Genomic DNA, 23971 nt, shown 5'->3' with positions numbered 1-23971 from the left:
TCTACCCTGGCTGCGGGGCCGCATCCCCTGCGCCGTGTCGTACCGAAGGAGAACCACCGTGCTCGTGCTGCTGCCGCCGTCCGAAGGAAAGGCCGCCGGCGGCTCCGGCGCACCGCTGAAGCCGCAGACGCTGTCGCTGCCGGGGCTGGCCCCGGCCCGTGCGGAGGTCCTGGACGAACTGGTCGAGCTGTGCGCCGCCGACGAACTGAAGGCGCGCGAGGTGCTGGGCCTGAGCGAGGGGCTGCGGGGCGAGGTCGCGAAGAACGTGGAGCTGCGCTCGGCGGCGGCCCGGCCGGCCGGGGAGATCTACACCGGGGTGCTGTACGACGCCCTGGGGCTGGCCGACCTGACCCCGGCCGCGCGGAAGCTCGCCGAGGACGCGCTGCTCGTCTTCTCGGGGCTGTGGGGCGCGGTGCGGATCACCGACCGGATTCCCTCGTACCGCTGCTCGATGGGTGTGAAGCTGCCGGGGCGCGGCGCGCTCGGCGCGTACTGGCGGGGGCCGATGGCGGACGTGCTGCCGGCTGTTGCCGGGGACGGGCTGGTGCTGGACCTGCGGTCGGCTGCGTACGCGGCGGCGTGGAAGCCGAAGGGGGAGACGGCGGGGCGGACGGCGACCGTGCGGGTGCTGCATTCGCGGGTGGTGGACGGAGTGGAGAAGCGGTCAGTGGTGAGCCACTTCAACAAGGCGACGAAGGGTCGTCTGGTCCGGGACCTGCTGCTGGCCGGTGCGGTCCCGGCGTCGCCCGCCGAGCTGGTCACGGCCCTGCGCGACCTGGGCTACACGGTCGAGGCCGAAGCCCCCGCGAAGGCGGGCAAGGCCTGGTCCCTCGACGTGGTCGTCACCCAGATCCACCACTGACCCGCCGTTGGCGGTGGCTTCGCCCCCGGACTCCTGCGAACTCAGCTCAGCCCAAAACCAGGCCCGCCGGCGTTTGAGGCGCGGGGTCTGGGGCGGAGCCCCAGGGCGCCCGGGCGCAGCCCGGGGGCGCTTGCGCAGCGGCGCCGCACCCCGCCGGGCTTGGGCGCAGCCCTGGACCGAGCCCCGGCCAGGGCTAGCGGCCCAAGGGCCAGGCGACCGCCGCCGGGGTCTGGGGCGAGGTGCCCGCGTACGTGGCGCAGGCGTCCGTCAGGGTCTCCAGGAGGGTGAGGGGGTCCGGGAGGGGATGTTCCATGCCGCGGATCCAGGTGACCGCCTGGTCACCGGGGAGGGCCGCCGGGGGGACCAGGACGTAGCTGCCGCGGCAGTGCCAGCGCAGGCCCGGGTGTTCGTCCATGGTCTCGGGATGGCAGTCCAGTTCGCACGGCCACCACTCGTCCTCGTCCTCCGGCGTGCCGCGGGTGGCGGTGAAGAAGAGCATCCGGGCCTGGTCGCCCGTGCCGCCCGACTCGGCGACCGGGCCGACCTCGATGCCCGCCTCCAGCAGGCGGGCGAGTGCGCCGGTGCCGGCTTCCAGCGGGACGTCGAGCACGTCGTGGACCATGCCGGTCGCGGTGATGAAGTTGGCCTGGGGCTGGTTGCGCGCCCACCGCTCGACCTGTGCGCGGTCGGTGGTCGACTGGGTCTGCCAGGCGAAGGAGAGGGGGTGCCGTGCGGGCGTCGGACAGCCGATCCGGTCGCACGAACACCGGTAGCCGGCGGGATGGGCGGCGGGGGCGAGCGGCAGACCGGCCGCGGCGACGGCCAGGAGCAGCGCCTCGCGTTCTCGTCCGGGGTCCTCGGCGACGGGTTTCGGCCGCCGACGCAGCCACTGGGAAATCCTGCTCTGCTCGCCGCGTTTGACGCGGCCGGACTCAGACCCCATCGATCCCCTCACCTCACCGTATCCCCGGCGGACCTTCACATGGTCCCACCATCCTGAGCCCCGGGTGACCGGTCTTCGTGACCGGGGGGTTGGGGATGGGTAACCGACGCCCCCTACATACCCATAGAATTCGGGCATATATTCTCGATCGGCCGTAGGTTGCCGGTCCGTTAACGGGCGGTGACGTTGGCCACCCCACCCAACACCCGGTCCACGAGGGCGTCGGTGTAGGCGTGCGTCAGCGGCGCCGTCCGCAGCAGCCAGCGGTACGTCAGCGGGCCGACCAGCATCTCCACCGTCAGCCGCAGATCCGTGTCCGGCGCGAGCTGCCCGGCCTCCCGGGCCGTGCGCAACCGCGCCTCGTACAGGGCGAGCTGCGGCTCCAGCAGCCGCTCGGTGAAGCGGGCGCCGAGCTCCGGGTCGGTCGCCCCGGCCGCCGTCAGGGCGCGCGTGGGGGCCGCGTACTTCTCGTCGAGCAGCTGGTCCACCGTCGCCCGCAGGACGTGCTTCAGGTCGGCCGCGAGGTCCCCGGTGTCCGGGAAGCCGGCCCACTCGGCCGCCGCCTCCGCGTCCCCGGTGAGCGCCAGCGAGGCGTCCAGCAGCACGGCGGCCTTCGACGGCCACCAGCGGTAGATGGTCTGCTTGCCGACCCCCGCGCGGGCCGCGATGGCCTCGATGGTCAGCCTGTTGTAGCCGACCTCCCCGACCAGGGCGAGTGCCGCGTCGAGGATGGCCCGCCGGGAGCGGTCGCTGCGGCGGCTGGCGTCAGGGGTCCTGGTCATGTCCTGAAACTATCAACCGAGACGTCTCGTCTTCCTCTTGCCCGGTAAACCACCCAATCAGTTCACTGCGTTGTCCCGCTTCAGGAGAGACGATTCTCTCCACACTCGTCGTGAGACGTGTAAGTCGAGTGCAAGTCGTGAGGAGCCTTCTTTGCGCAGAGACGCCACACCCCGGCGCTACCTGATGTGCCCACCCGCACACTTCAAGGTCACGTACTCCATCAATCCGTGGATGGACCCCACGAAACCGGTGGACCTGCCCCTCGCACACGCCCAATGGGAAGACCTGAGGGACCGCTACCGCGCCCTCGGCCACACCGTCGAGACCCTCGTACCGGACCCCGAGCTGCCCGACATGGTCTTCGCGGCGAACGGTGCCCTCGTCGTCGACGGCCGGGTGCTCGGAGCCCGCTTCGCCTATCCGGAACGGGCCGCCGAGGCCGAGATCCACCTGGACTGGTTCCGCAGCCACGGCTACCAGGACATCCACGAGCCGTCCCACGTCAACGAGGGTGAGGGCGACTTCGCCGTCACCGCCACCTACATCCTGGCCGGCCGGGGCTTCCGCTCCAGCCCGCTCTCGCACGACGAGGCCCAGGAGTTCTTCGGCCGTCCCGTCATCGGCCTCGACCTGGTGGACCCGCGCTACTACCACCTGGACACCGCCCTGTCCGTCCTCGACGGGGACGAGGTCATGTACTACCCGGCCGCGTTCTCGCCGGGCAGCCAGGCCGTGCTCAAACGGCTCTTCCCCGACGCGCTGCTCGCCGACGGCCGCGACGCGGCCGCCCTGGGCCTCAACGCGGTCTCGGACGGCCGGCACGTCCTGCTCCCACAGGCGGCGACCGGCCTGTTGGCGCCCCTTCGGGACCGGGGGTTCGAGCCGGTCCCGATGGACCTGGGGGAGCTGCTCAAGGGCGGCGGCAGCGTGAAGTGCTGCACCCAGGAGCTGCGGCCCTGACGCGGCCTGACTCGGTCTGACCCGGTCTGACCCGGTCCTGCGCCCGGCCTAGCGCTCCTGCGGCGGCGGCCAGTCCTGGCCCCAGTCGGCGTCCCGCGCCGCCTTGTAGAGGTCGCCGTGGCGCTTGGTCACGTTGACCCGGGTCAGGCCCGCCGAGTCACCGCTCTGCGGGCCGCACAGCTCCAACTGGACGAGCCCCTTCCGGATCTGCGGCTTCCGCGTGATCCGGAAGGCGGCGGGCTCGACCGGGAAGCGGGTCGCGGCGACGTAGCTGAACTTCTCGTCCTCGTACGGGAGGGAGCCGCCCTTGACCTTCCGGTGCAGCGAGGACCGGCTCACCCGCGCCGAGAAGTGGCACCAGTCCTTGCCGACCTCGATCGGGCAGGTCCCGTCGTGCGGGCAGGGCGCGGCGACCTGCAGCCCCGCCGCGATCAGCTGGTCGCGGGCCTCGCGGATACGGAGGTACCCCTCCGGTGTGCCCGGCTCGATCAGCACCACGGCCTGGCCGGCCCGCGCCGCCTCGGCGACGACGGCCGTCCGCGCCTGCGGGGTCAGCTCGCCCAGCACGTACGAGACGGTCACCAGGTCGGCGTCGGGCAGGGCCAGCCCGGAGCCGATGACGGCCCGCCGCCACGCCGCCCCGCGCAGGACCTCCGAGCCGCGGGCCGCCAGCTCCTTGCCGAGCGCCAGCGCCGGCTCCGCCCAGTCCAGCACCGTGGTTTCGCGAGGGCCGTCCCAGGTGGCGTCGACCGCCCAGGTCGCCGCGCCGGTGCCGCCGCCCACGTCCACGTGGGAGCCCGGCGCCCAGCCGGGCGCCGCCTCCGCGAGCCCGTCCAGGGCCGCCCGGACGGCCTCGAAGGTGGCGGGCATGCGGTACGCCGCGTACGCCGCCACGTCGGAGCGGTCGCGCAGTACGGGCGCGTCGGTCGGGGTCTGCCCCCGGTAGCTGGCGATGAGCCGCTCCACGGCGGCCGAGGCCTGCTTGGGCGGGAGTCCGTCGAGCAGCCCGCCGAGCGCGCTGCGGAGGGTCTCGGCGGTGGTGGGGGCAAAGGCGTTCACCCGCCGAGTTTACGGCGCCGGGCGGCGTGGCCCCGTCCGGGTACGGACCGAAGCGGCCCGGACCGGCAGGCCCCCGGCCGAGAGCCCTAGTGTTCTGAGTCTTGAGTTCTGTTCAGATGTGTAGGGTTGGCCTATGGCGCGGATGGGGCGGCCGAAGGCCGAGTTGACGCTGTCGGACGAGGAACGGGTCGCACTGGAGGGGTGGGTGCGGCGTCGTTCCACGCCGCAGGCGTGGGCTTTGCGGTGCCGGATCATCCTGGCCTGCGCCGAGGGTGTCTCGAACAAGGACGTGGCCGTCCGTCTCGGATCAACGCCTCAGGCGGTCGGCCGTTGGCGGGCCCGTTTCGTGCAGTACCGGATCGCGGGCCTGGGAGACATGCCGCGTTCCGGCGGCCCCAGATCGGTGACGGACGGGCAGGTTGCCGCGGTGGTCACCAGGACCTTGGAGTCCAAGCCGAAGAACGCGACGCACTGGTCGACGCGGTCGATGGCGAAGGAAATGGGCCTGTCCCAGTCCTCGGTCTCACGGATCTGGCGGGCGTTCGGCCTGCAGCCGCACCGCTCGGAGACCTTCAAGCTGTCGACCGACCCGTACTTCGTCGACAAGGTCCACGATGTCGTCGGCCTCTATCTGGACCCGCCCGAGCGGGCGCTGGTGTTCTGCGTGGACGAGAAGTCGCAGATCCAGGCCCTGGACCGGTCCCAGCCGGTGCTGCCGATGATGCCCGGGGTCCCGGAGCGGTCAACGCACGACTACGTCCGGGCCGGCACGACCACCCTGTTCGCCGCACTCAACGTGGCCACCGGCAAGGTGATCGGCTCCCTGCACCGCCGCCATCGGGCCGAGGAGTTCAAGAAGTTCCTGGTCAAGCTCGACAAGGAAGTGCCGGCAGGCCTGGACGTCCATCTGATCTGCGACAACTACGCCACCCACAAGACCCCGGACATCAAGAAGTGGCTGCTCGGCCACCCCCGGTTCCACCTGCACTTCACCCCGACCGGGTCGTCCTGGCTGAACCTGGTCGAGCGATGGTTCGCCGAACTCACCAACAAGCAGATACGGCGAGGCGTCCACAAGTCAGTCCAGGCCCTCGAGAAGGACATCCGTGACTGGATCGCCGCCTGGAACACCGACCCCAAGCCCTACGTCTGGACCAAGACCGCAGACGAGATCCTCGAACGCCTCGCCAGCTATCTGAACAGAATTCCCGACTCAGAAGACTAGGGCGTGTTTCGAAAGTCCCGCCTGGCCTGCGGCGTCTGGCACCGCACCTCGCCGCGTTGTCGGGGCGCCCAAGTACGTCCAGTACTCGGGCGCCCCTCCGCCTTGCGATGCACGGCACCAGACGCCGCAGGCCGCGCCCTTCGGGCGCCCGGCGCTACTTTCGAAACACGCCCTAGGCGGCGGACGCCAGCGGGTCGCGGTTCTGCCAGGGCCGGCACAGGCCCAGGAAGCAGCCCACCGACAGCAGCGCGCACACCAGCTGGACCAGCGCCATCGGCACCGCCGTGTCCTCGCCCGCGATCCCGACCAGCGGCGAGGCGACCGCACCGACCAGGAACGACGACGTGCCGAGGAGCGCGGAGGCCGATCCCGCCGCGTGCGGGGTCCGCATCAGCGCCTGCGCGTTGGTGTTCGGCAGCACCACGCCCATCGCCGACATCAGCACGAACAGCGCGGCGGCGATCGGGGTCAGCCCCACCTCGCCGAACACCCCGGTCGACATCAGCAGCAGCGCCACCGCCGCGGTCGTGATGATCCCGAGCCCGACGGACAGGGTCTTGTCCATGCTGACCCGGCCGACGAGCAGCTTGCCGTTGATCTGGCCGACGGTGATCAGGCCGACGGAGTTGAGGCCGAAGAGCAGGGCGAAGGCCTGGGGCGAGGCTCCGTAGATCTCCTGCACCACGAAGGGCGAGGCGGAGATGTACGAGAAGAGCACCGCGAAGGCGAAGCCGCCGGTCAGGGTGTAGCCCGTGAAGACGCGGTCGCCGAGCAGCCCGCGCATGGTCCGCAGCGCGGCACCGACGCCGCCCGTCTGCCGCCGTTCGGGCGGCAGGGTCTCGCCGAGGCCGCGCCAGACCGTCAGCGTGAGCACGAGGCCGACGCCGGTGAGGACGACGAAGACCCCGCGCCAGTCGGCGACGCGGAGCACCTGGCCGCCGATGAGCGGGGCGATGATCGGTGCGGATCCGGATATGAGCATCAGGGTGGAGAAGAAGCGGGCCATCTCGACCCCGTCGTACAGGTCGCGTACGACGGCACGGGCGATGACGATCGCGGCCGCCCCGGCCAGGCCCTGGAGCAGGCGGAAGCCGATCAGCAGCTCGGTGGTCGGCGCGAGGGCGCATATCGCGGTGGCCAGGACGTAGACGGTCATGCCGACGAGCAGGGGCCGGCGGCGCCCCCACTTGTCGCTCATCGGGCCGATGACGAGCTGGCCCAGCGCCATGCCGGCGAGGCAGGCGGTGAGGGTGAGCTGGACGGTCGCGGCCGGGCTGTGCAGGACGCTGGTGACCTGCGGCAGGGCCGGGAGGTACATGTCCATGGACAGCGGGGGCAGGGCGGTGAGCCCGCCGAGTACGAAGGTGACGAGCAGCCCGGTGCGGCGTGCGGCCGTCAGGGGTGCGACGGCGGTGGAGGCGGAGGGCGATTCGGGTGACGGCTCGGGTGTGGGTGCCGTCGCGGGGGCTCTCTCCGACATGCGGGACTCCAGTCCTCTTATCTGATTCATGCACCCCTGACCGACCCATGTTCTCAGCTATCGGAACGTCCGGGGCCCGCAGCCCTGTGTGACGTAGCCTGCGGGCCCATGAGCGAAAGTGCCGAGAAGATCGCCGTGGTGACCGGGGCCGGCTCCGGGATCGGCCGTTCCGTGGCCCTGACCCTGGCCGCGGCCGGCTGGGCCGTGGCGTTGGCGGGCCGCCGGACCGGGCCCTTGGAGGAGACGGCCGCCGCGGCGGCGCAGTCCGCCGGAAACGCGGACGTCCTGTGCGTCCGGACGGACGTCAGCGATCCGGACGAGGTCAATGCTCTGTTCGAGGCCGTACGAGACCGGTACGGGCGCCTCGACCTGCTCTTCAACAACGCGGGCGCCTTCGGCCCGGGCGGCGTCCCGCTGGAGGACATCACCTACGAGGCCTGGCGCTCGGTGGTGGACGTCAACCTGACCGGCGCCTTCCTGTGCGCGCAGGCCGCCTTCCGGCAGATGAAGCGGCAGGACCCGCAGGGCGGCCGCATCATCAACAACGGCTCCATCTCGGCGCACGTGCCGCGCCCGAACTCCGTCGCCTACACCGCGACCAAGCACGCGATGACGGGCCTGACCAAGTCCCTGTCGCTGGACGGGCGGCCGTACCGGATCGCCTGCGGCCAGATCGACATCGGCAACGCGGCGACCGAGATGACCGAGCGGATGCAGACCGGCATCCTCCAGGCCAACGGGCAGCTGGCGGTCGAACCGGTGATGGACGCCGCGGACGTGGCTCGCACCGTGCTCCACATGGCGGAGCTCCCACTGGAGGCGAACGTACAGTTCGCGACGGTGATGGCGACGGCCATGCCGTACATCGGGCGCGGCTGAACAACCCCGTTGCCAGAGCCGGGCGGGGTGACGATCATGACCGCATGACCGACACCGAAGTACTGCGCTACACCGCCTTCTCCCCGGACCCGGAAGGCGGCAACCCCGCCGGGGTCGTGCTCGACGCCGCCGGGCTGGACGACGCCGGGATGCTGGAGATCGCCGCCGGGCTGGGCTACAGCGAGACGGCCTTCCTGACGGCCCCGCCCGAGGGGCTCGGCGGCGAGCCCGGGCGGGCGTTCACCGTGCGGTACTTCAGCCCGAAGGCGGAGGTGCCCTTCTGCGGGCACGCCACCGTGGCCACCGCCGTGGCGCTGGCGGAGCGGATCGGCCCCGGGGACCTGGTCCTCGCGACGCGGGCGGGGACGGTCCCGGTCTCCGTCACCGCCGAGGACGGGCTGCTGCGGGCCACGCTGACCAGCGTGGAGCCGCACGTCGAGGACATCGCCCCGGCCGACCTCGCCGAGGCGCTGGCCGCGCTGGACTGGCCGGAGGCGGACCTGGACCCGGCGTTCCCGCCCCGGATCGCCTACGCCGGGAACCGGCACCTGGTGCTCGGCGCCGCCACCCGGGCCCGGCTCGCGGACCTCGCGTACGACTTCGCCCGCCTGGAGGCCCTGATGCGGCGCCTCGACCTGACCACCGTGCAGCTGGTGCACCGGGCCGGACCGGCGGAGTTCCACGTACGGGACCCCTTCCCGGTCGGCGGAGTCGTCGAGGACCCCGCGACCGGGGCCGCCGCGGCCGCCTTCGGCGCGTACGCGCGCGAGCTCGGGCTGGTCCCCGAGGACGCGGTGCTCACCCTCCACCAGGGCGCGGACATGGGCCGGCCGGGGGAGCTCACGGTGGAGCTGCGCGCCGGGGACCCGCGGGTCCGCGTCGGCGGTACGGGCGTGCGGATCCCCTGATGAGGGTGCTGGCGTACGAGGTCGCCGCGCTCCCGGCAGAGCTCGGCGGCCAGGTCGCGGCCCTGGAGGCGGCGGCCTGGCCGGGCGCTTCACCCGGGCACGACCCGGCCCTGGCGCCGCGCGCCCTGCTGCTCGTCGACGGTGACGGCGCGGTGGCCGCCTCGCTGGCGCTGCTGTACAAGGAGATCGAGGTCGCGGGCCGCACGTACCGCGCGGCCGGGCTGAGCGCGGTCGTGACACGGCCCGCGCTGCGCGGCCGCGGGCTCGGCGGCCGGCTGGTCGCGGCGGCCCGCGCCGGGCTGGCGGCGGACCCGGCCGTCGACCTGGCGCTGTTCAGCTGCGACCGGCCGCTGACGCCGTTCTACGAGGCGGCCGGCTTCACGCGGCTGCCCGGCACGGTCCTGGTCGGCGGCACCCCCGCGGAGCCGCTGGCCACCGACGAGCCGGGCTTCGACAAGGAGGTGGTGGCGGCCTTCTTCACGGACACCCCGGAGCGGGACCGGGCCGCCTTCACCGGTGTCCGCGTCCCGCTGCACCCCGGGAACACCGACAGGCTGTGGTGACCGGCGCGCGAGCCCGTCACCACAGCCTGTCGGCCGGTCATACCTCGCCGGTCAGCCGGCCTGCGCGGCGTCCGCGGGCTGCGCCTTCGGGGCAGCCGGGCGGCCACGGTCGAAGAAGAACAGCGCCAGCACGGGCACCAGGTACAGCGCCCACACCGTGAGCTGGACGACGGTGGGGTCCGGCTGGAAGTTGAAGACGCCCTTGAGGAGCGTCCCGTACCAGCTGTCCGGCGGGATGGTGGCGCTGATGTCGAAGGCCTTGTCGCCGAGGCCGCCGAGGAAGCGGGCCTCCTGGAGGTCGTGGACCCCGTAGGCGAGCACGCCCGCGGCCACGACCACCAGCATGGCGCCGGTCCACTTGAAGAACTTCGCCAGGTTGATCTTGAGGGCGCCCCGGTAGAACAGGTAGCCCAGCACGATCGCCGTCGCGATGCCCAGCAGCACACCGATCAGCGGCGCCGAAGAGCCCTCGCCGCTGGCGCGTACGGACGCCCACACGAAGAGCGCGGTCTCCAGGCCCTCACGGCCGACGGCCAGGAAGGCGGTGGCGACCAGCGCGCCGGTGCCCATGGCGAGCGCCGTGTCGAGCTTGCCGTGCAGCTCGGCCTTCAGATGCCGCGCGGTGCGCTTCATCCAGAAGACCATCCAGGTCACCAGGCCCACCGAGATGATGGACAGGCTGCCGCCGAGCAGCTCCTGCGCCTCGAAGGTCAGCTCCTGGGTGCCGAATTCGAGCATCGCGCCGAAGGTGAGCGAGAGCGCGCAGGCGATCCCGATGCCGAGCCACACGGGACGCAGGGCGTCCCGGCGCTCGGTCTTCACCAGGTACGCGACGAGGATGCAGACGACCAGGCTGGCCTCCAGCCCCTCGCGCAGGCCGATCAGATAGTTGCCGAACACGGCGGTTCCTTCTCTCCGACTGGCTTACGCGAACAGTGCCCGGCCCCACCAGTCGTCCTTGTCGCGGACGCCCGGCGGGACGGCGAAGATCGCCGAACCCACGTGCTGGATGTATTCGTTGAGGACGTCGGACTTCGCCAGCTGGCGCTGGATCGGGATGAAGCCCTTGCGGACGTCGCGCTGGTAGGCGAGGAAGAACAGGCCCGCGTCGAGGCGGCCCAGACCGTCCGAGCCGTCCGTGAAGGAGTAGCCGCGGCGCAGGATCGTCGCACCGTTGTTGCTGTCCGGGTGCGCGAGGCGGACGTGCGCCTCCGGCTTCATCGCCTTCAGGAACGGCTCGTCGCGCTCCTTGGACTTGCCGACCGGGGCGCCCTCGCCCTTGTCGCGGCCGAAGATGTCCTCCTGCTCCTGCAGGGGCGTGCGGTCCCAGATCTCGATGTTCATCCGGATCCGGCGGGCCACCAGGTACGAGCCGCCGGTCAGCCACTCGCTGCCGTCGCCCGCGCCGACCCACACGTGCTTCTCCAGGGCCGCCTTGTCGGTGCCCGAGATGTTCCGGGTGCCGTCCTTGAAGCCCATCATGTTGCGCGGGGTCTGCTCATCGGGCGTGGTCGACGAGGTCTTGCCGAAGCCCAGCTGCGACCAGCGCACCACGGTCTTGCCGAAGCCGATGCGGGCCAGCTGGCGGATCGCGTGCACGGCGACCTGCGGGTCGTCGGCGCAGGCCTGGACGCAGAGGTCGCCGCCGGAGCGGGCCGCGTCCAGGTTGTCGCCCGGGAACAGCTCCAGGTCGACCAGCGCGTCGGGGCGCTTGCCCTCCAGTCCGAACCGGTTCTTGGCGAACAGGCCCGGCCCGAAACCGATGGTCAGGGTCAGGCGGGAGGCCTTCAGGCCGAGCGCCTCGCCGGTGTCGTCCGGCGGAGCCTCGGGGAGGCCGCCGAAACCGCCCTCGCCGACCGGCAGGCCGGCCGTCATGCGGCGGGCCGCCTCGGTCCACTCCTTGAGGAGCTTGATCAGCTCCTCGCGGTCCTTCGTCTTCACGTCGAAGGCCGCGAAGTGCAGACGGTCCTGCACGGCGCTGGCGATACCGGCCTGGTGCTCGCCGTGGAACGGCACGGCCGCTCCGGCGGCGGAGGCCGAGACCAGGTCCGGCCCGCTGCCGAAGGCAGCCACCGCACCGCCGGCCGCGGCCGCGCCGAGCGCGAGCCCGGCACCGCCCCAGCCCAGGACGGCGCGCCGCGAGGGCGCGGCCGCCGACTCGACGGCGTCCTGCTGTTCCGGCTGCTGCTGCGCCGCCGATTCCGACTCGGACATCGTGTTCTCCCGCCTCCTTCGTCCCTGACCGTTACTTCGTGACCGCTGCGGCGAGCTTGGAGAGCGGCTCGCCGAGGGCGCTGACGCCGTCCGAGAGCTCCTTGCGCTCCGCCTCGGTGACCTTGTCGTACGCGGTGAAGTCGTAGGAGGCCTTGTCGGCGCGGTACTTGTCCAGCAGCGTGTTCATCGCGGCGAACTGGGTGTCCAGCTGCTTGACGAGCTCCGGGTCGTTCTTCGCGGCGATCGCCTTCAGGACCTCGTACGCCTTCTCCGCGCCCTCGACGTTGGCCTTGAAGTCGACCAGGTCGGTGTGGGAGTAGCGCTCCTCCTCGCCCGTGACCTTGCCGCTGGCGACCTCGTCGAGGAGCTCCTTGGCGCCGTTGGCGATCGAGGAGGGGGTGATCTCCGCCTGGCCGACCCTCTTCTGCCAGTCGGTCAGGTCCGTGATCAGGGTGTCGGCGAGCTTCTTGTCACCGTCGTCGATCTTGTTGTCGGCCCACAGGGACTTCTCCAGGCGGTGCCAGCCCGTCCAGTCCTTCGCGGGGTCCTGGCCGGCCTCCAGGCCGTCCTCGCGGACGTCGACCTTCGGGTCGATGTCACCGAAGGACTCGGCGACCGGCTCGGTGCGCTCCCAGCCGATGCGGGAGGGCGCGTACGCCTTCTTCGCGGCCTCGAGGTCGCTGGCCTTGACCGCGTCCGCGAAGGCCTGCGCCTTGGGGAGGGTCTCCTCGGCCTGCGCGACCACGTAGGCGCGGTAGGCGGCGACCGCGGCGTCGGCCTCGGGGCTGCGCTTCTCCGCGGCGGCGCCCTTGCCGGTGGCCTTGACCTTCTGGGTGATGCCGTCGCCCTTCATACCGGGCTTGCAGACGACCTCGTACTCGCCCGCCTTGATCTCGGCGGTGATGGAGGCCTTGGTGCCGGGGCCGATGTTCTCGCGCTCGGTCACGATGCGGGCGTCCGGGAAGAGGACGTAGACCTCGGTGACCTTGGAGCCCTTGTTCTCGATGTCGATCTGGACCTTGCCCGCCGGGAACTCCGTCTTCGACACCTCGCAGGCGCTGTCGGAGGCGGCCACCTTGATCGCGCCGTCGCCGCCCGCGTCGCTCTTCTGGGAGCAGCCGGTGACGGCGGTCAAGGCTGCTGCCACGGAAGCGGCGGCGATGACGGTGAGGCGGGCGGGGCGCATAGGGGGCTCCTGGGCGTCGGACGTGTGGGCCGTCCCAAGGGGGAGAGGCCAGTGAGGCGGACCTAACTTAACCGAGGCTTACCTGACCCATACCCACTCGTGCAGTGATTCAGCTCTCACCTTCCGGCGGCGGACACGGGGCCGTCACGGACGATTCACGACAGCCCCAAGGCCGGGTCAAGCGCAAGTCAAGTCGGGGCGACCGTTCCGTACTGCCGAACGTCGCGCCACCTCGCGTACGGGCACCACCAGCGGGGTCCCGGTGCGCGGATGCGGAATGACTTCCACCGGCTGCCGGTAGACGCGGCTGAGCAGTCCGTCCTCGAACACCCCGGCCGGCGGTCCGTCCGCGGCGATCCGCCCGTCGTGCAGGACGGCGGCCCGGTCCGCGTAGGCGGCGGCCAGCCCCAGGTCGTGCAGGACGACCACCACCGCGTCCCCGGCGGCGGCCCGCTCCCGGCAGATCCGCAGCACGAGTTCCTGGTGGCGCAGGTCGAGCGCGGCGGTCGGCTCGTCGAGCAGCAGCAGCGGGGCCCGCTGGGCCAGTACGCGGGCCAGTGCGACCCGGGCCCGCTCGCCGCCGGAGAGGGCGGAGAAGGGGCGCGCCGCGAAGCCGGTGACCTCGGTGGCGGCCATGGCGGCGGCCACCGCTTCCTCGTCCGCGTCGGCGAGGGGGGTGCCGGCCCAGGGCGCGCGGCCCATCCGTACGACGTCCTCCACGGGAAACGGGAAGGACAGTTCGGTCGACTGGGGGAGTACCGAGCGGCGCAGCGCCAGATCGGGGGCGCTCCAGTCGCCCACCGCGCGGCCGTCGACCCGTACCTCTCCGGAGGCGGCGGGGAGGTCGGCGGCGAGGGCTGCCAACAGGGTGGACTTGCCCGCGCCGTTCGGGCCCACCAGGGCCAGTACCTCCCCGGCCCGGGCGGTCAGGTCGATGCCGGCGAGGACCTCGCGCGGCCCGAGCCGGACCCGCAGTCCCACGGCTTCGGCGAAGGCCGCGCCGGGGGCGGGCCGGGCCGGGACGGTGCGCCTGCTGCGGGAGAGCAGCCCGGTCGGTGCGCCGGTCATGCCCAGCCTCCTTGCCTGCGGCGGGTGCGGCGCAGCAGCCAGAAGAAGAACGGGCTGCCGAGCAGCGCGGTCAGTACGCCGAGCGGCAGTTCGGCGGGCTGGGCGACGGTACGGGCGGCCAGATCGCCCGCGACCAGGACGACGGCCCCGGCGAGGGCGCTGCCGGGCACCAGGAAGCGGTGGCCGGGGCCGCCCGCCATGCGCAGCAGGTGCGGGACGAGCAGTCCGACGAAGGTGATGACGCCGGCCACGGCGACCGCGGCGGCGGTGAGCAGCGCCACGACCAGGATGACGGCCAGGCGCAGCCGCTCGACGTCGATCCCGAGGTGGCGGGCGGGCCGTTCGCCGAGTGCGAGCAGGTCGAGCCGGCGGGAGTGGAAGGGGGCGATCAGCAGGCCCGCGGCGGCACAGGGGAGTACGGCGAGCACCTTGGGCCAGGTGGCCTGGGCGAGGGAGCCGAGCTGCCAGAAGGTGATCTGGTTGACCTGGCCGCTGTCCGCGAGGAAGACGAACAGGCCGATGAGGGCGCCGGCGAAGGCGTTGACGGCGATGCCGGTGAGGATGAGGGTGACGACCTCGGTCCGGCCGCCGTCGCGGGAGAGGAAGTAGACGGAGCCGACGGTGATCAGGCCGGCGGCGAACGCGCAGACCGTGACCGTCCAGTCGCCGAGGAAGCTGAGCCCGAGCCCGATGGCGGCGACCGCGCCGACGGCCGCGCCGGCCGAGATCCCGATGACGCCGGGCTCGGCGAGCGGATTGCCGAACACGCCCTGCATGAGGGCGCCCGCGCAGCCGAGGCTGCCGCCGACGAGCAGCGCGAGCACGACGCGGGGCAGCCGTACGTTCCACAGCACGCTCTCCCCGACCCGGTCGAGCGGCGCCCCGCCGAGGCCCGCGCGGTGCTGGACGGAGGTGAGTACGTCCCCGAGCGGGATCCGATAGGCGCCGACTCCCGCGGAGAGCAGGGCGAGGAGGATGAGGCAGGCGACCAGCGCGGCGGTGAGCGCGAACGCCGTGCGGCGGCGGGGCCGTTCGGCTGCGGCGGGATCGGCCGTCGTCGCGCCGGCCGTGGCGCCGGGGGTGGCTGTCGGCATCTCAGGCGCCCTTGCCGTAGAGCTGGGCGACCAGGGAGGCGAGCACCTGGTCCGTGCGCGGGCCGTAGCCCAGCAGGACGCCGTCGTCGATCGTGACCACCCGGCGGTCCATGCCGGCCGGGGTCTGGGTGACGCCCGGGATCTTCACCAGGCCGTCGACGCCGCCGACCGATTCGAGGCCCTTGGACATCACCAGGATCGCGTCGGGGGCGGCGCCCGCCAGGGCCTCACTGGTGATCGGGGTGAAGTCCTTGCCGAGCCCGGACTCCTTGCCGGTGTCGACCGCGCCCGCCGCCTCCAGCAGCGAGGCGGCCCCGGAGTCTGAACCGCCCAGCAGGTAGACGGAGGCGGTGCCGCGCAGGTAGAGGAAGGCCACCCGGGGCTTTGTCCCGGAGCCGGCCGGAACGTCCTTGCGGGCGGCGGCGATCCGGTCGGCCGTGCGCCGGTTCAGGCGTTCCCCGGCCTCCTCGACGCCGAGCGCGGCGGCCACCGCCGCGATCCGCTTCGGCACGTCGTCCAGGGACTTGGCCGGGGCCACGACCAGCACCGGGATGCCCGCGTCGCGGATCTGCTGAACCGCCTCGGCGGGACCGCTGGTGGTCTCCGCCAGCACCAGCGTCGGCCGCAGCGAGAGCACGCTCTCGGCGGAGACGTCGTGGCCGCGGGTCACCACCGGCAGGTGCGCGGCCTGTTCGAAGGTGGCGGTGATGTCCCGGGCCACGACCTGCCCGCCGAGGCCGAGCGTGTGGACGATCTCGCTGAGGCTGCCGGTCAGCGGGACGACCCGGTCCGCCGAAGTGACGCTCACCTGGGTCCCGTCCGCCGAGGGCACGGTCACCGGCAGTGCGGGCAGCGGCGCCGGGGCGAGCGGTTCCACCCGGTCCGCGGCGGCGGTCCGGGCGGATGGGCCCGGGGTGGTGGCCGTACCTCCGCAGCCCGTCAGCGCGAGTGCCAGGGCCAGTGCTGCCACGGCGGGAGCGAGACGGGGAAAGCGGTGTGACGCGGCGGGCGTAGGCACGAAGGCACCGTCCTGATCGTCCGACTGGGGTTTCGGAGAGGTTCCGGAGAGGTTCCGGAGACCGGGGGGTTCCTCACCCACCCGGCAATAACTTAGGTTAGCCTAACCTTACTTCGCCAGCCCTGGAGGGGACATTCATGTCGGCAAGACCCGTCCGCGCGTTCGCCGTCGCCCTGTTGGCGGCCCTGCTGGGCGCCCTGCTCCCGGCCACCGCCGCCCGGGCGGGCACCGTGCAGGGCGGCCGACTGGACTGGGGCGTCAAATCGTCCTTCCAGAGTTACGTCACCGGCCCGGTGGCGAAAGGCGGTTTCAAGCTGAAGGGCGGCGCCGCCACGGTCGGCGGCAGCCTCTTCCGCTTCCACTCGGCGACCGGCTCCTACGACCCCGCCTCCGGCGCCTTCGAGGCCTCCTACTCGGGCGGGGTGACCTTCCAGGGCCACCAGAAGCCCGACGGCGTCCACGAGCTGGACATGACGGTGAGCCGGCCCACCGTCAGGATCAGCGCCGGCAAGGGCACTCTGTACGTGGACGTCTCCAGCAAGGCGAAGGACACCGGCGAGGTCAGCAGCCGGTCCCAGGTGCCCTTCGCCACCCTCGGCCTCGGCGGCGTCGACATGAAGGGCGGCGCGAGCCCGCTCACCCTCACCAACCTCCCGGCCACCCTCACCGAGCAGGGCGCTCAGGCCTTCGCCGGCTACTACGCGGCGGGCGCGCAGCTCGACCCGGTCTCGCTGTCCGCCGACGTCAAGGCCGCACCGGCGGCGGATCCTTCGCAGCAGCAGCCGACCGCGCAGCCGGACACCACGGCCGCCGGGACCCCGCGGGCGCCGGGCGCCTTCACCGACGCCGCCGTCGACTGGGGGGTGCGCCGTACTTTCCGCGAGTACGTCACCGGCTCGGTCGGCCAGGGCGCGTGGACCCTCGCCGAGGGCGCCCAGGACGGCGGCGCGCTCTTCCGCTTCCCGCAGGGCAAGGGCACGTACGACGGCGCGAAGGGCACCCTGGATGCGGCCTTCGCCGGCACGGTCCACTTCACCGGCGCCCACCTGGACCTGAAGCTCGGCAAGGTGGCGGTCACGGTGGAGAACGGCAAGGGCGTGCTGTCCGCCGACGTCACCACCGGCGACGGGACGAAGAACGCCGTCGCGCTGGTGGAGTTCGACGCCGCGTCCCTGAAGACCGAGGGCGGGCTCGCCACCCTCGCCGAAGCCCCCGCCACCCTCACCGAGGGCGGCTCCCAGGCCTTCGGCTCGATGTACAAGGCGGGCACCGGGATGGACCCCGTCTCGCTCGCCGTCGCCCTCGACCCCACCGCGAACCTCCCGGCCCTGCCGGACCTGGGCTCCGCGGCCACGCCCACGCCGCCGTCGTCCGCGCCGCTGCTCGCCCAGCAGGCGGCCTCGGAGTCCTCGCACACCGGGCTGTACGTCTCGCTGGCCGTGGCCGTACTGGTCCTGGCCGGCGGTGCGGCCTTCCTCGTGGTCCGGGGGCGCCGCGCGTCGGCCGAAGCCCCGTAGCGGCGCGGCCGCCCTTCCCGTCCCTTCCTTCCTCCCCTCTTCCCTTCTTCCCCCTTCCTCTGCCCAGGAGTTCTCAGCGATGTCGTCCCTCCGCCGTCCGGTCGCCGCCGCGGCCGCAGTCCTCACCGCCGCCGCTCTCGGCGCCACCGCCCTGGCCGTGCCGGCCACTGCCGCACCGGCCGTCCCACCGATGAAGATCGTCGGCGGCACCCTCGACTGGGGGGTGCTCGCCAGTTACCGCGCCTACGTGACCGGCATGGCCAAGGGCTCCATCACCGTGGCGGACGGCGCCAAGCAGAACGAGGACGGCAGCCTGCGGTTCGGCGAGCCGACCGGTCAGTACGAACCGGCCGCCGGCCACGTGGTGAAGGCGGCCTTCAAGGGAAGCGTCACCTTCTCCTCGCCCGCCCCGCCCGCCGGCCACGGCTTCGAGGTCAAGCTCTCGGACTTCCGTATCGACACCGGCACGAAGAAGCTCACCGCGGACGTCATCAACCGCCGGCACCAAGGCGGCCGTTCCCTTCGCCACGCTCGACCTGTCGAAGAGCGACTACAGGACCAACGGCGGTGTGCTGGCGCTGCGTTCGATACCGGCGGCCTTCACCGCCGAGGGCGCGGCCTCCTTCGCCAACGACACCACCGGCTCCCTGTACAAGGCGGGGGACGCGATCGACCCGCTGACCCTCTCCGTGGCCGTGGACAAGGACGCCACGCTCCCGGTGACCGGTACCGGCGGCACCGGCGGCACGGGCCTCACCGCGGCCACCGTCGGCGGCAGCCTCGCCGCCACCGGCGCGGAAATCCCGGCCACGGCCCTGCTCGGCGCCTCCGGCGCGGCGGTCGCGGCCGGCGCGGGCGCGGTGTACCTCGCGCGCAGGCGGCGTACGGACCTGCGCTGAGCCGTGTTTGAATGCCCGCGTGAACGATCTCGACGTCTTGATGGTCTTCTGCGCGGGTGACGGCCGGTACGGCAACCTGCTCGGTGTCGTCCGCGACGGCCGGACCTGCCCCGACGACGCGTCGCGGCAGGCGCTGGCCGCCGAACTCGGCTACAGCGAGACGGTGTTCGTCGACGACCCCGAGCGCGGGGTCGTCGACATCCGCACGCCCGGCACGCGGATGTCCTTCGCGGGACATCCGCTGGTCGGGGTCGCGTGGCTGCTGGACATCGAGGAGCTCCAGCCGCCGGCCGGATCCGTATGGGCGCGTGACGACGGGGAGTTCACCTGGATCACGGCCCGCCCCGAGTGGGTCGAGGGCAAGCGCACCGAGCAGTACGCGAGCCCCGCCGACGTCGAGGCGCTGCCGGCGCCGCCGCCGGGCGAGGGCTGGCTGTACGCGTGGGCCTGGGAGGACGAGGCCGCGGGACGGGTCCGGGCCCGCGGCTTCCCGCGCCGCGCCGACGGGGTCATCGCCGAGGACGAGGCCACAGGCTCGGCGGCGATCCTGCTGACGGCCCAGCTGAACCGCGCCCTGAACATCACCCAGGGCGCCGGCTCCCAGATCCTCACCGCCCCCGGCCCCGACGGCACGGTCGAGATCGGCGGCCGCGTCCGCTTCGCCCCGGGCGGCATCGGTGGCCGCAGCGGAAGCGGCATCGGCGTCGGCGTCGGGGGCTAAGCGTCGCTTAGGCGGAGAGCGGGAAGCGCTCGCCCAGCTCGCGGAAGACCGCGCCGTTGAAGTCGAAGGCGCGCTTGCACTCGTCGATGATGCGCTGCTTCTCCAGGTCGTCCGCGGCGATCGCGTCCAGCAGCTCGCGGTAGGTCCGCTTGAAGGCCGCCGGGTTGGAGATGTCCGCGAAGACGTAGAAGCGGACGCCGTCGCCCTTGCGTTCGAAGCCCCAGGTGCGCTCCGCCTTGTCGCGGATGATCTGGCCGCCGGAGAGGTCGCCGAGGTAGCGGGTGTAGTGGTGGGCGACGTAACCGCCCGGCCACTCGGCCGCGCACCGGGTCACCCGGGCGGCGTAGGCCTCGGTCGCGGGCAGCGCCGCCACGCGTCCGCGCCAGCCGGGCCCCAGCAGGTGCGCGAGGTCGCGCTCGATCTCTGCGACGCGCATCAGCTCGGGCCGGATGAACGGGCCGGCCACCGGGTCGTCCTTGAGCGAGTCGGCCGCGTCCTCCAGGGCCCGGTACACGAACCACAGCTGCTCGGTGTAGCGCGTGTACGCGTCCACCCCGAGCCGCCCGCCCAGCAGGTCGCTCATGAAGGTCGACGTCTCGGCCTCGGTGTGCTGCTCGTGCGAAGCGACGCGGATGACCGTAGAGAAGGCGTCCAAGACGGACCTCCAGGGAAGAGAAGAAGACGTGGCGGCACGGCCGCCACGTCCGATCTTCCTACTTAGGTATGCCTAAGTCAATGGGTTCCCGACGCCCTGTCGGTAAAAAGTCACCTGCGCCGGAGCGCCTGCAGCGAGGTGCCTACGGCAAGGTGAGGATCTCCGCGCCGGTGTCGGTGACCACCAGCGTGTGCTCGAACTGCGCGGTGCGCTTGCGGTCCTTCGTGACGACCGTCCAGCCGTCCGCCCACATGTCGTACTCGTGGGTGCCCAGGGTCAGCATCGGTTCGATGGTGAAGGTCATCCCGGGTTCGATGACGGTGGTGGCGTGCGGGCTGTCGTAGTGCGGGATGATCAGGCCGGAGTGGAAGGACGAGTTGATGCCGTGGCCGGTGAAGTCCCGGACCACGCCGTAGCCGAAACGCTTCGCGTACGACTCGATGACCCGGCCGATGATGTTGATCTGGCGGCCCGGCTTGACGGCCTTGACGGCCCGGTTCAGGGCCTCGCGGGTGCGCTCCACCAGCAGCCGCGACTCCTCGTCCACCTCCCCGCACAGGTAGGTGGCGTTGTTGTCACCGTGCACCCCGCCGATGTACGCGGTGACGTCGAGGTTCACGATGTCGCCGTCGCGCAGGACGGTGGAGTCGGGGATGCCGTGGCAGATGACCTCGTTGACCGAGGAGCACAGCGACTTCGGGAAGCCCCGGTAGCCGAGCGTCGAGGGGTAGGCGCCGTGGTCGCACATGTACGCGTGGGCGACCCGGTCGAGTTCGTCGGTGGTCACCCCCGGAGCGATCAGCTTGGCGGCCTCTTCCATCGCCTGGGCGGCGATCCGGCCGGCGATGCGCATGGCCTCGATGGTCTCGGCCGACTGCACCTCCGGTCCGGTGTACGGAGTGGGCGCGGGCTTGCCCACGTACTCGGGCCGGCGGATGTTTCCGGGAACGGAACGGACGGGAGAAAGCTCGCCTGGTACGAGCAGCGACTGGCCAGACATGCAAGCGAGTGTATCCAGGCGGGATGGGGCAGCATGGCGGCAGAGACCGGTATCGAGAGGAGCCCGACAGCGATGGCCCTGTTCAAGAAGCGCCAGGTGGGCAAACCGGGCGAGTGGTACTACTGCCTGGTCCACAAGAAGGTCGAGGAAGGCCCCGAGTGCCCCGCCAAGGACCGGTTCGGTCCGTACGGGACCCCCGAGGAGGCGGCCCACGCGATGCAGACGGCCGAGGAACGCAACCTCGAATGGCAGACGGACCCCAAGTGGAACGACAAGACCCGCGAGGACGACGAGGGCACGACCGCGTAGGGCGGCAGGCCGCCGGGCCTGAGGCTCCTACCAGCGGCTGGGCGGCGGGGCGGTCAGCTGATCGGCCAGCCGCGCCAGCCGGTCCCGGAAGCGGCGCGGCCCGCGCCGCGCCGGCAGGCTGTTCTCCCCGGCCGCCGCGCTGACCAGGTGCTGCAGGGTGTCCAGATCCATCCCCCAGCTACCTCCCCCGGACTCTCCCCCAGCTACTGCTGGGGGTGCCCCCATCCGGGGGGACCCCCAGGGAGGCGCCCCCACCGCGCAGCCCTCCGCCACCGAGAGGGTGTCGTGCGCGAGCGTGCCCAGATCCGGGTCCCCGCCGTCCAGGGACAGTACGGTCGCCCCCGCGCGCCGGGCGTCGTGCACCCGCTCCAGCAGCCCCTCGCCGGGCTTCTCCGGCGCCACCACCAGCAGTGCGTGCCCGCGCCGGGCCGCCTCCAGCCGGCTCAGGCCCACCGACAGGTGCGGCGGCTCCCCGGGCAGCACGCGGTGGCGTACGAGGGTGGGCGCCAGCTCCGGCAGCCCGGACCAGGCGGCCTCGTCCACCAGGTGCGCCGCCAGGTGCCAGGGCTCGTACTGCTCGGTCCCCACCAGCAGCAGGCTCCCGCCGCCCGGTTCGACCGAGCGCCGCAGCGAGCCGGCGAAGCGGCGCGCCGCTCCCGGCCACTGCGTACCGGCGAGGACCTCGCGCAGCAGCGCGACTCTCACGGCATCCATGACGGGCATCCTGCACCACGCACGGGACAAACGGGAGCACTTCCCTCCTCTTCGGCTCTGCGGTACTCGGCAGTACGCTCGCCCCCATGACTTCCTCAGACAGCACGCAGAAGCCGCCGGCCAAGGACCCCTGGGACCTCCCGGACGTCTCCGGCCTCGTCGTCGGCGTCCTCGGCGGCACCGGCGACCAGGGCCGCGGCCTGGCATACCGGCTCGCCCGGGCCGGCCAGAAGGTGATCATCGGCTCCCGCGCCGCCGACCGCGCGCACACCGCCGCGGAGGAACTGGGCCTCGGCGTGGAGGGCGCGGACAACGCCGAGTGCGCGCGGCGCAGTGACATCGTGATCATCGCCGTGCCGTGGGAGGGCCACGCCAAGACCCTCGAAGCGCTGCGCGAGGACCTCGCGGGCAAGCTCGTGGTGGACTGCGTCAACCCGCTGGGCTTCGACAAGCAGGGCGCCTACGCCCTCCAGGTCGAGGAGGGCAGCGCGGCCCAGCAGGCCGCGGCCCTGCTCCCGGACTCCCGCGTCACGGCCGCCTTCCACCACCTCTCGGCGGTCCTCCTCCAGGACGAGTCGATCGACGAGATCGACACCGACGTGATGGTCCTCGGTGAGTCCCGCGCGGACACGGACACCGTCCAGGCCCTGGCCGCCCGCATCCCGGGCATGCGAGGCGTCTTCGCGGGCCGCCTTCGCAACGCCCACCAGGTCGAATCCCTGGTGGCCAACCTGATCTCGACCAACCGCCGCTACAAGGCCCACGCGGGCCTGCGCGTCACGGACGTCTGAGCGAGGACGCCCGGCCGTCCTTACGGGACCACTGCGGGGCATGGGGGACACTGGAGGGGCTCGACCCCGTTCAGTGTTCCCGAGGAGCTCTTCCCATGCCCCGCCTTGCCGTCTTCGCCGTTGTCGTCTGCGTTCTCGCGGTGGCCGCGGCCGTCGTAGCCTTCGTGGAGGGCAGCTTCATCGGGATCGTCTGGGTGCTGCTGGCCGGCCTCACGTCCAACATGGCCTGGTACTACATCCGCAAGGCGAAGGCCGAGAAGGCCGCCGCCGCGCGCGGCGCCAACTAGGACGGGACCTGGCAGAAGCCGTCGGTCTCCACCCAGAAGCGGTAGAGGTCGCGGCCGCAGTAGGTGTCCAGGTCCGACACGCCGAGCCCGGACAGCACACCGCTCACCGCGTCGAAGAAGAACGTGTTGACCTCCGGGATCCACAGCAGCGCGAAGACCGCGATCAGGCCGAACGGCGCCAGCGGCGCCGCCTCGCGGCGCACCCGGTACGACAGCCACGGCTCGATCACCCCGTAGCCGTCGAGGCCCGGCACCGGCAGGAAGTTCAGGATCGCCGCCGAGACCTGGAGCAGGGCGAGGAAGGCGAGGGCGAAGCGGAACGCCGGCGGGACGCCGTCAAGGGCGTCCAGCCAGAACGGGGCCGTGCACACCAGGGCGAAGGCCACATTGGTCAGCGGGCCCGCCGCCGAGATCAGGCTGTGCTTCCAGCGGCCCTGGACGCGGTCGAGTTCGATGTACACCGCGCCGCCGGGCAGGCCCAGCCCGCCGAGGATCACGAAGATCACCGGCAGGACGATGCTGAGCAGCGCGTGCGTGTACTTCAGGGGATTCAGCGTCAGATAGCCCTTGGCGCCCACCGTCAGGTCGCCGCCGTGCAGGGCGGTCCGGGCGTGCGCGTACTCGTGCAGGCACAGGGAGACGACCCACGCGGAGGTCACGAAGAGGAACACGGCGAGCCCGGTGCTCGTCGAGTACCCCGTCCACACGGCCCAGCCGGTGACCGCCATGACGGCCGCGATGCCGAGGAATACGGAACTGATGCGCCGCTCGTCGCGGCTGCCCTGATGACCCATGCGGCGAAACCTATCCCGGGGCCCTGACACAAATGGGGTCGG

Annotated in this window: 25 protein-coding genes and 1 pseudogene; 12 read left to right on the top strand and 14 right to left on the bottom strand. The window is 72.3% G+C overall.

Features of this window, described 5'->3' with window-relative positions:
- The first annotated feature begins 58 nt into the window (after positions 1 to 58).
- Positions 59 to 862, top strand: a complete 804-nt coding sequence (gene yaaA, locus OG429_RS12695) for a peroxide stress protein YaaA (protein ID WP_328925424.1) — start codon at positions 59 to 61, stop codon at positions 860 to 862.
- A gap of 193 nt (positions 863 to 1055) precedes the next feature.
- On the opposite strand, the gene OG429_RS12690 is transcribed toward yaaA, so the two are convergent.
- On the bottom strand, positions 1056 to 1805 hold the full coding sequence (locus OG429_RS12690; RefSeq protein ID WP_328925423.1) for a bifunctional DNA primase/polymerase: 750 nt from the start codon (positions 1803 to 1805) through the stop codon (positions 1056 to 1058).
- 170 nt (positions 1806 to 1975) lie between these two features.
- A complete protein-coding gene (locus OG429_RS12685; RefSeq protein ID WP_328925422.1) occupies positions 1976 to 2587 on the bottom strand; it encodes a TetR/AcrR family transcriptional regulator in 612 nt (203 codons plus the stop codon).
- 70 nt (positions 2588 to 2657) lie between these two features.
- Here OG429_RS12685 and ddaH point away from each other — a divergent pair, with 70 nt between their 5' ends.
- Entirely contained in the window at positions 2658 to 3548 is an 891-nt protein-coding gene (ddaH, locus tag OG429_RS12680; protein ID WP_405680005.1) for a dimethylargininase, read from the top strand.
- 48 nt (positions 3549 to 3596) lie between these two features.
- On the opposite strand, the gene OG429_RS12675 is transcribed toward ddaH, so the two are convergent.
- Positions 3597 to 4607, bottom strand: a complete 1011-nt coding sequence (locus tag OG429_RS12675; protein ID WP_328925420.1) for a small ribosomal subunit Rsm22 family protein — start codon at positions 4605 to 4607, stop codon at positions 3597 to 3599.
- 142 nt (positions 4608 to 4749) lie between these two features.
- Here OG429_RS12675 and OG429_RS12670 point away from each other — a divergent pair, with 142 nt between their 5' ends.
- Entirely contained in the window at positions 4750 to 5832 is a 1083-nt protein-coding gene (locus OG429_RS12670) for an IS630 family transposase (RefSeq protein ID WP_328930254.1), read from the top strand.
- A gap of 172 nt (positions 5833 to 6004) precedes the next feature.
- Here the strand turns inward: OG429_RS12670 and OG429_RS12665 are convergent, their stop codons facing one another.
- Positions 6005 to 7312, bottom strand: a complete 1308-nt coding sequence (locus OG429_RS12665) for a multidrug effflux MFS transporter (protein ID WP_328925419.1) — start codon at positions 7310 to 7312, stop codon at positions 6005 to 6007.
- A 108-nt stretch (positions 7313 to 7420) separates the two neighbouring features.
- Between OG429_RS12665 and OG429_RS12660 the strand changes: the two genes are divergently transcribed.
- Genes OG429_RS12660 through OG429_RS12650 form a run of 3 tightly spaced genes read left to right on the top strand, consistent with a single transcriptional unit; the run spans position 7421 to position 9662 of the window.
- Positions 7421 to 8191 (top strand): SDR family oxidoreductase, encoded by a 771-nt coding sequence (locus OG429_RS12660; RefSeq protein ID WP_328925418.1) that lies wholly within the window; start codon positions 7421 to 7423, stop codon positions 8189 to 8191.
- Positions 8192 to 8235: 44 nt separating this feature from the next.
- Positions 8236 to 9099 (top strand): PhzF family phenazine biosynthesis protein, encoded by an 864-nt coding sequence (locus OG429_RS12655; protein WP_328925417.1) that lies wholly within the window; start codon positions 8236 to 8238, stop codon positions 9097 to 9099.
- Complete coding sequence (locus OG429_RS12650; protein WP_328925416.1) at positions 9099 to 9662, top strand: GNAT family N-acetyltransferase; 564 nt, start codon at positions 9099 to 9101, stop codon at positions 9660 to 9662. The genes OG429_RS12655 and OG429_RS12650 overlap by 1 nt, the downstream gene beginning before the upstream one ends.
- A 51-nt stretch (positions 9663 to 9713) precedes the next feature.
- Here OG429_RS12650 and efeU read toward each other — a convergent pair whose 3' ends face one another.
- The 6 genes from efeU to OG429_RS12620 form a co-directional block, all read right to left on the bottom strand.
- Positions 9714 to 10562, bottom strand: a complete 849-nt coding sequence (gene efeU / locus OG429_RS12645; RefSeq protein ID WP_328925415.1) for an iron uptake transporter permease EfeU — start codon at positions 10560 to 10562, stop codon at positions 9714 to 9716.
- A 24-nt stretch (positions 10563 to 10586) separates the two neighbouring features.
- Complete coding sequence (efeB, locus tag OG429_RS12640) at positions 10587 to 11876, bottom strand: iron uptake transporter deferrochelatase/peroxidase subunit (protein ID WP_328925414.1); 1290 nt, start codon at positions 11874 to 11876, stop codon at positions 10587 to 10589.
- A 31-nt stretch (positions 11877 to 11907) separates the two neighbouring features.
- The gene (efeO, locus tag OG429_RS12635) at positions 11908 to 13062 is read right to left on the bottom strand and encodes an iron uptake system protein EfeO (protein ID WP_328925413.1); all 1155 of its coding nucleotides are present in this window, start codon (positions 13060 to 13062) and stop codon (positions 11908 to 11910) included.
- Between the two features lie 177 nt (positions 13063 to 13239).
- Entirely contained in the window at positions 13240 to 14130 is an 891-nt protein-coding gene (locus tag OG429_RS12630) for a heme ABC transporter ATP-binding protein (protein ID WP_328925412.1), read from the bottom strand.
- Entirely contained in the window at positions 14127 to 15224 is a 1098-nt protein-coding gene (locus OG429_RS12625) for a FecCD family ABC transporter permease (RefSeq protein ID WP_328925411.1), read from the bottom strand. Before OG429_RS12625 ends, OG429_RS12630 begins: the two co-directional genes overlap by 4 nt.
- Position 15225: 1 nt before the next feature.
- Complete coding sequence (locus OG429_RS12620; protein ID WP_328925410.1) at positions 15226 to 16242, bottom strand: heme/hemin ABC transporter substrate-binding protein; 1017 nt, start codon at positions 16240 to 16242, stop codon at positions 15226 to 15228.
- 137 nt (positions 16243 to 16379) lie between these two features.
- Here OG429_RS12620 and OG429_RS12615 point away from each other — a divergent pair, with 137 nt between their 5' ends.
- The 3 genes and pseudogenes from OG429_RS12615 to OG429_RS12600 all read left to right on the top strand — a co-directional run bounded on the left by OG429_RS12615 (position 16380) and on the right by OG429_RS12600 (position 19379).
- Complete coding sequence (locus tag OG429_RS12615) at positions 16380 to 17759, top strand: HtaA domain-containing protein (protein ID WP_328925409.1); 1380 nt, start codon at positions 16380 to 16382, stop codon at positions 17757 to 17759.
- Between the two features lie 79 nt (positions 17760 to 17838).
- A pseudogene (locus OG429_RS41425) lies at positions 17839 to 18658 on the top strand (HtaA domain-containing protein).
- A 40-nt stretch (positions 18659 to 18698) separates the two neighbouring features.
- Positions 18699 to 19379, top strand: a complete 681-nt coding sequence (locus OG429_RS12600; protein WP_328930252.1) for a PhzF family phenazine biosynthesis protein — start codon at positions 18699 to 18701, stop codon at positions 19377 to 19379.
- A 7-nt stretch (positions 19380 to 19386) separates the two neighbouring features.
- Here OG429_RS12600 and OG429_RS12595 read toward each other — a convergent pair whose 3' ends face one another.
- Positions 19387 to 20034, bottom strand: a complete 648-nt coding sequence (locus OG429_RS12595; protein ID WP_328925407.1) for a biliverdin-producing heme oxygenase — start codon at positions 20032 to 20034, stop codon at positions 19387 to 19389.
- Positions 20035 to 20176: 142 nt separating this feature from the next.
- Positions 20177 to 21034, bottom strand: coding sequence for a type I methionyl aminopeptidase (map, locus tag OG429_RS12590; protein WP_328925406.1), 858 nt, complete (start codon positions 21032 to 21034; stop codon positions 20177 to 20179).
- 72 nt (positions 21035 to 21106) lie between these two features.
- Between map and OG429_RS12585 the strand changes: the two genes are divergently transcribed.
- Positions 21107 to 21343, top strand: a complete 237-nt coding sequence (locus tag OG429_RS12585) for a hypothetical protein (RefSeq protein WP_328925405.1) — start codon at positions 21107 to 21109, stop codon at positions 21341 to 21343.
- A 27-nt stretch (positions 21344 to 21370) separates the two neighbouring features.
- Here OG429_RS12585 and OG429_RS12580 read toward each other — a convergent pair whose 3' ends face one another.
- Entirely contained in the window at positions 21371 to 22057 is a 687-nt protein-coding gene (locus OG429_RS12580) for a hypothetical protein (protein ID WP_328925404.1), read from the bottom strand.
- Between the two features lie 86 nt (positions 22058 to 22143).
- Here OG429_RS12580 and npdG point away from each other — a divergent pair, with 86 nt between their 5' ends.
- Positions 22144 to 22848 (top strand): NADPH-dependent F420 reductase, encoded by a 705-nt coding sequence (gene npdG, locus OG429_RS12575; protein WP_328925403.1) that lies wholly within the window; start codon positions 22144 to 22146, stop codon positions 22846 to 22848.
- A gap of 95 nt (positions 22849 to 22943) precedes the next feature.
- Positions 22944 to 23135, top strand: a complete 192-nt coding sequence (locus OG429_RS12570; protein ID WP_328925402.1) for a hypothetical protein — start codon at positions 22944 to 22946, stop codon at positions 23133 to 23135.
- Here the strand turns inward: OG429_RS12570 and OG429_RS12565 are convergent.
- Positions 23132 to 23929 (bottom strand): site-2 protease family protein, encoded by a 798-nt coding sequence (locus OG429_RS12565; protein ID WP_328925401.1) that lies wholly within the window; start codon positions 23927 to 23929, stop codon positions 23132 to 23134. The two genes, OG429_RS12570 and OG429_RS12565, sit on opposite strands and share 4 nt — an antisense overlap.
- Positions 23930 to 23971: the final 42 nt, after the last annotated feature.

Source organism: Streptomyces sp. NBC_00190 (genome assembly GCF_036203305.1).
In the GTDB taxonomy this organism is placed as follows: Bacteria; Actinomycetota; Actinomycetes; order Streptomycetales; family Streptomycetaceae; genus Streptomyces.
The sequence above is the reverse complement of the archived record's forward strand: the minus strand, read 5'-3'. Positions and strand labels throughout refer to the sequence as shown.